This window comes from Streptomyces sp. PU-14G, from assembly GCF_041028275.1.
GTDB lineage: Bacteria > Actinomycetota > Actinomycetes > Streptomycetales > Streptomycetaceae > Streptomyces.
Map to the genome: position 1 here is coordinate 1 of NZ_JASKYT010000434.1, position 5792 is coordinate 5792.

At 73.9% G+C, this 5792-nt stretch carries 4 protein-coding genes and 1 pseudogene; 2 read left to right on the forward strand and 3 right to left on the reverse strand.

All coding sequences use genetic code 11. The features are described 5' to 3' along the window. Positions 1 to 62: 62 nt before the first annotated feature. The 3 genes and pseudogenes from AB8Z75_RS30800 to AB8Z75_RS30810 all read right to left on the reverse strand — a co-directional run. Positions 63 to 1106 carry an MBL fold metallo-hydrolase gene (locus AB8Z75_RS30800; RefSeq protein WP_369207763.1) on the reverse strand — a complete coding sequence of 348 codons (1044 nt, stop codon included), beginning with the start codon at positions 1104 to 1106 and terminating at the stop codon, positions 63 to 65. Positions 1107 to 1388: 282 nt separating this feature from the next. Then, on the reverse strand, positions 1389 to 2669 hold the full coding sequence (locus AB8Z75_RS30805; protein ID WP_369207757.1) for an aminotransferase class I/II-fold pyridoxal phosphate-dependent enzyme: 1281 nt from the start codon (positions 2667 to 2669) through the stop codon (positions 1389 to 1391). Positions 2670 to 3308: 639 nt separating this feature from the next. Further along, a pseudogene (locus AB8Z75_RS30810) lies at positions 3309 to 4091 on the reverse strand (SigB/SigF/SigG family RNA polymerase sigma factor); the annotation flags it as partial. A gap of 320 nt (positions 4092 to 4411) precedes the next feature. On the opposite strand from AB8Z75_RS30810, the gene AB8Z75_RS30815 reads away from it, so the two are divergent. Continuing rightward, complete coding sequence (locus AB8Z75_RS30815) at positions 4412 to 5221, forward strand: methyltransferase domain-containing protein (RefSeq protein ID WP_369207759.1); 810 nt, start codon at positions 4412 to 4414, stop codon at positions 5219 to 5221. A 164-nt stretch (positions 5222 to 5385) separates the two neighbouring features. Beyond that, positions 5386 to 5742, forward strand: coding sequence for a VOC family protein (locus tag AB8Z75_RS30820; RefSeq protein WP_369207761.1), 357 nt, complete (start codon positions 5386 to 5388; stop codon positions 5740 to 5742). Positions 5743 to 5792: the final 50 nt, after the last annotated feature.

The window sequence follows — 5792 nt, forward strand, 5'->3', positions numbered from 1 at the left end:
GGCCTGGCGGCTGAGCCCGGTGACAGGGCCCGGGAGCTGAGCCCGGTGGCTGGGCCTGGTGGCTAGGAGTGCGCAGGCTCCAGGACGCGGGAGGCGCCCACCGGCAGGTCCCACAGGTCTTCGCGCGGGAGCTCCGCCTTCCGCCACGCGGCCCGCACCCGGATCAGCGGCTCCAGCGGCGGCTCCTCCGAGAGCAGGAACGTCGACCAATGCATCGGCGCCATCCGGCGCGCCTCCAGATCCTGGCAGGCACGCACCGCCTCCTCCGGATCCGTGTGCACCGGACGCAGCATCCAGCGCGGGTCGTAGGCACCGATCGGCAGCAGCGCCAGATCGATGCCCGGGTAGCGGCGGCCGATCTCACCGAACCAGTGCCCGTACCCGGTGTCGCCCGCGAAGTACACCCGCTGCTTGTGCCGGTCGGTCAGCACCCAACCGCCCCACAGCGAGCGGCAGGTATCGGTCAGGGACCGCTTGGACCAGTGGTGCGCCGGCACGAAGTCGAAGCGGACCCTGCCGCCCCCCGCCTGCCCCGCGGACGCGCCCGCCGGGGACGGCAGCTCGGCGCCCTCCCACCAGTCCAGCTCGGTGACGGTGGTGAAGCCGCGCTTGCGGCACCAGCCGCCCAGCCCGGCGGGGACGAAGAGGGGGGTGTCGCGCGGCAGCCTGCGCAGAGTGGGCGCGTCCAGGTGGTCGTAGTGGTTGTGCGAGATGACCACCGCGTCCACCTTCGGCAGATCCTGCCAGGCGACGCCCACCGGCGTGACCCGGGCGGGCGTGCCCAGGATCTTCCGGGACCAGACCGGGTCGGTGAGCACCGTCAGACCGCCGATGCGCACCACCCAGCTGGCGTGCCCCGCCCAGGTGACGGCGACGGTGTCGGGCCCCGGGTCGGGCATCGGGCCCGGCGCGAAGGGCAACTTCGGGATCTCCTCGGCCAGCGCCGAGGAAACCGGCCGCATCGCCCCCTCACGGGCCAGCCGGGCCAGCGCGCGGACACCGGGCAGCGGCGAGGTCAGCCGGTCGGCGAAGGAGCGCGGCCACATGCGCCGCGCCCCGACGGGGCGCGGCGGTGACACGGCGGGCGGCGGGGGCCGCAGGAGCACATCGGTCGGCCCGGAGCGGGCGGCGCCGCAGGCGGACGCCGGTCTTTCCGACGGCTCGCCGCCCGGCAGCGCGCCAGGCGAGGGAGCACCGGACGACGGCGTACCGGACGAAGGGGCATCGGACAACGGCGTATCGGACGACGGAGTGTCGGTCGATGGAGTACCGGTCGGCGGGGCGCTGGGGGAAGCGGCGGAAGCGGGCCCTTCCCGTGCCGGGTTCTCATCCGACAGGGACGAAGCAGTGGAGAAGCGCTCAGAACGCTGCCCGGTCCGATCGGTCATCTAGTGGGAGCTCCCATCCGTGAGGTCGGCCAGCACCGACTGCACCTGTGCCAACGCCTCGGCCGCGCCCGCCGATTCCCTGGCCCCCAGCTCGGCGGGGCCCCACTGCCGTGCCCCGGGCACGGAACCGGCGTCGGCAGGGCCCGCGGCGGTGGCGGCAGGACCCGTGACGGTGGCGGTGGTGGGGGCGACAGCGGCGGTGGCGGAAGGGTGGGGCGGGGCGCCGCTGAGCGCCCCCGTCGACAGCCGCACCCGCAGCTCACGTGGATCGTCACCGAAGCGGTGCCCGCCCACCGCGTACGGCCCCAGACGGCGCACCAGTTCGGCCTCGAGCGCCGGCGCGTCCGCGATGCCGCGCGCGGCGAGCCGGGTCCTGAGCTGGTCGAGGTCGGCATAGACGTGGCGGCCCACGTGGGGCGGGCGGCACGTGGCTCCGGCCTCGGTGACCGCCCCGTGGAGCAACCCGGCCAGCCAACCGTGCCGACGGGCGTCGGCGGCCCGTCGGGAGCGCAGCTCCGCGGGCTCGGACAGCGCTGTGACGGCGGCCGCGGCCGTCCGCTCCGACAGTCCGGAGCCGAGCAGTCCCAGCACCTCGTTCACTTGTTCGCCGAGCAGCTCGCCCCCACGCGTGGCGGAGAAGCGCGCGACGCCCGCGCGCAGATCCGGCTGCGGCAGCGCCGCCCCGAGATCGGCGAGCACCACCACCTGTTCGGGCCGCCCCGCCTCCGCCAGCATCTGGGCAGGACTGACCACGACGGTGTCGTCCGCGGCGTGCGAGGAGTCGCGCCACGTCTCGTCGCTGACGAGCAGCAGATCCTCGGCGACGGCCGCCTCGCACACCTCGTGCAACAGCTCCGGAGGCGCGGCCGTACCCGTGACGTCGTCGGCCATGGAGAGCACCAGCGCACGCGGCGCCTCCCCCGCAGCGCGCGCCCTGCGCACCGTCTCCAGCAGCGCGAACGGGTCGGGCACACCACCGCACTCGGCTGGCACGGGCACCGTTCGCACCGGCTGCCCCAGCAGGTGGGCCTGCGGCGCGTACCACGACGTGCACGGGTGCGGCAGGAGCACGCCCGCCGCACCCGGCCGCTCCCGTCTGCCCGCAGCGGCCAGGACGGCGAGCAGCAGCAGCGGTGCCGCCGGGGCCACGGCCACCTGCGCGGGCTCGGTCGGCAAACCGCGCCGCTGCCAGTAGCCGCACGCCGACTCCCGCACAGCGGCCAGGCCAGGCAGGGGGCGCGGACCCGCGCCCCCTTCGCTCCCCTGACCGGTGCGCCGCATATGTGCCGCCTACCTGTAGATCAGACAACCGTCTTGTGTACACCTTCGCAGACGGCAGTGACACCGGCATCGCCGACACGGAAAGCACCACGCGGGCGCGACACCCCGGCGGAGGGACGCCACCCCGAGCGGACGAGGCCGCCGCGGGCGGACGACGCAGCCACAGCGGCCGTCCGTCGGCACGGGCGGACGACGCTGCCACGGCGGCCGTCCGTCGGCACGGCGGTACCGACGGTCCGGCGGCCCGGTGGCACCGTCGGCCCCAGCGGCACCGCGCCGGAGCATGGCCGCTCCCGCGGGAGGCCGCATGTCCCCTTTCCGGCGGACGTCTCAGCCGCGGGCCGGTACCGGGGACTGGGAGCCTCGGGCGTACCCGCCCGCCCTGGAGGTCTGACGGTGCTTGCGGTTGCCGTCGGCGACGGTGCCGGCGCTGGTACGGCGACGGGCGGCGTACCGGCGCATGGCCGTACGCCGCCCGTCGCCGCCGCGGGCACCACAGCGCGCGGCCTCGGCGCCCGGAGCCGCCGAGGCCCGACCCGCCGCCCTGGCGTCCGCACCCGAGGCGTCCGGCTCCTCGACGTCAGGGCCGTGGGCGTCCGGCGCCGCCGCGCCGGGCACCCCGCGTTCGAGGCGCCGGTCGGCCTCCACCTCGTGGTGGATTCGGCTGCACGTCCGGCTGATGAGCCGGGAGACGTGCATCTGCGAGATACCGAGCTGTTCGGCGATCCGGCTCTGCGTCATGTCGCAGAAGAAACGCATGTAGAGGATGCGCCGCTCGCGCTCCGGCAGCCGCCGCAGCCGCGGTTTGACCGCCTCCCGGTAGACGACCTGGTCGAAGCCGGGTTCGGGGCTCCCGAGAGTGTCGGCGAGGGAGTACCCGTCGTCCGCACCGGGAAGTTGTGCGTCCAGCGACAGCGTGCTGTAGCTCTCCAGCGCCTCCATGCCGAGCAGCACGTCTTCCTCGCTGAGTCCGCAGTGTTCGGCGATCCGCCGCACGGAAGGGCTGCGCCCGTCGAGCGAGTGGCTGAGCTCGCGCTGGCTGGTGCGGACCCGGTTGCGGAGCTCCTGCACGCGCCGGGGCACGTGAAGTCCCCACATGTGGTCGCGGAAATGCCGCTTGACCTCGCCGACGATGGTCGGCACGGCGAAGCTCTCGAACGCGCACCCGCGGGAGACGTCGTAACGGGCGACGGCCTTGACCAGGCCGAGCGCGGCGACCTGCTGGAGATCCTCCAACGCCTCGCCCCGGTTGCGGAAGTGCCGGGCCAGCCGTCCGGCCATCGGCATCCAGGCCCGCACCACGCGCTGGCGCAGTTCTTCCTTCTCAGGCCCGTCAGGCAGTGCGGCGATACGCCGGAACTCGTCGGAGGTGTCGGGCGCGTCGTCGTGCGGGTGCCTCGAGCGCTTCGTACGAAGGGTCATCGGCTGTGCTCCCCTACCGCTCACGTCGTCGGACGGACACCGCGGGAGCGAGGGCACCGGCGGGGCGGCCGAGCGGCCTTGGGGCGCGCGCGTCCCTCCCACGGGTGTGCCTTCTTTCCGAAGCACGGGCGCCCGGGTGCCCCGCGTCACGGGCGGCAAACCGCCGTGTCAGGTCGAGGCATCAGGTGGCCAACTCCCCCGCGCCCGGCAGCCGGTGCGAGAGAACCCGGCGGAGGGCCGTCCGCAGATGCCCGCCATGCGGTGTCCACCATGCGAGAGACAGTTGCTCACATGGCAAGACGACTCGTTAAGGTGCCCGCATGGCACACGAGACCGCCGTGTACACCCACGGCCACCACGAGTCCGTCCTGCGTTCGCACCGTTGGCGCACCGCCGACAACTCCGCCGCCTACCTGCTCGGCGCGCTGCGCCCGGACCACCGCGTCCTGGACATCGGGTGCGGGCCCGGCACCATCACGGCCGACTTCGCCGCCCTGGTGCCCGAGGGCACGGTCACCGGACTCGACGCGGCCGAGGGCGTACTGGCCCAGGCCCGCGAGACGGCGGCCGAACGCGGGGCGGCCAACACCACGTTCACGACCGGCGACGTCCACGCCCTCCACTTCCCCGACGACAGCTTCGACGTGGTCCACGCGCACCAGACCCTCCAGCACGTGGGCGACCCCGTCACCGCGCTGCGCGAGATGCGCCGGGTGTGCGCACCCGGCGGAGTGGTCGCCGCCAGGGACGCGGACTACGGCGGAATGTTCTGGTACCCGCAGGTGCCCGGCCTGGACGAGTGGCTGGACCTCTACCGGCGCGTCGCCCGGGCCAACGGCGGCGAGCCGGACGCCGGACGCCGACTGCACGCGTGGGCCCGCCAGGCGGGCCTCACCGACGTCGAGATCACCACCAGCACCTGGTGCTTCGTCTCCCCAGAGGAACGCGCCTGGTGGAGCGGACTGTGGGCGGACCGCACGGTGGCCTCCGCGTACGCCGACCTCGCCGTCGAATCCGGCCTGGCCACCCGGCAGGAACTGCAACGCGTCGCCGAGGCGTGGCGGGCCTGGGGCGCCGAAGAGGACGGCTGGTTCACCGTCGTCCACGGCGAGATCCTCTGCCACGTGTGACCGGTCCCTGTGCCACGTGTGACGGAGATCCCGTGCCACGTGTGACGAGACCCTGCGCCACGCGTGACGAGTTTCCGTGCCACGTGTGGACGGAACGAAGTACGGCAACTCCCCACCCCTTGCCGGGGTTCGGCAGGGCCTGCGGCCCGTCCTAGGGTAGGGCCATGGATATTCTGGGGACCTCGCTGCGTATCTGCGTCGACGATCTGGACGCCGCGGTACCGGTGTACGAGCGGCTGGCGGGTACCGAGGCGGCGCGCTTCGAAAACGGCTCGGTGGAAGTCGCCGCCGTGGGCCCGTTCTTCTTGATGAGCGGCCCCGAGGGGCACCTGGAAGTGCTCAGCAAGATCAAGGCCACACTCGCCGTGAAGGACGTCGACGACGCGCTGGCCGACCTGCACACCGTGGGAGCCCAGATCATCGCGGGCCCCAAGTCCACACCCATCGGCCGCAGTCTGGTGGCCCGCCACCCGGACGGCAGCGTCTTCGAGTACATGGACAGGAAGGACGCCCCCCAGTGACGCTCCCTCCGGCCGTGCGGCGCGCGTAGCAGACGCGAGGTGTGCGCCCC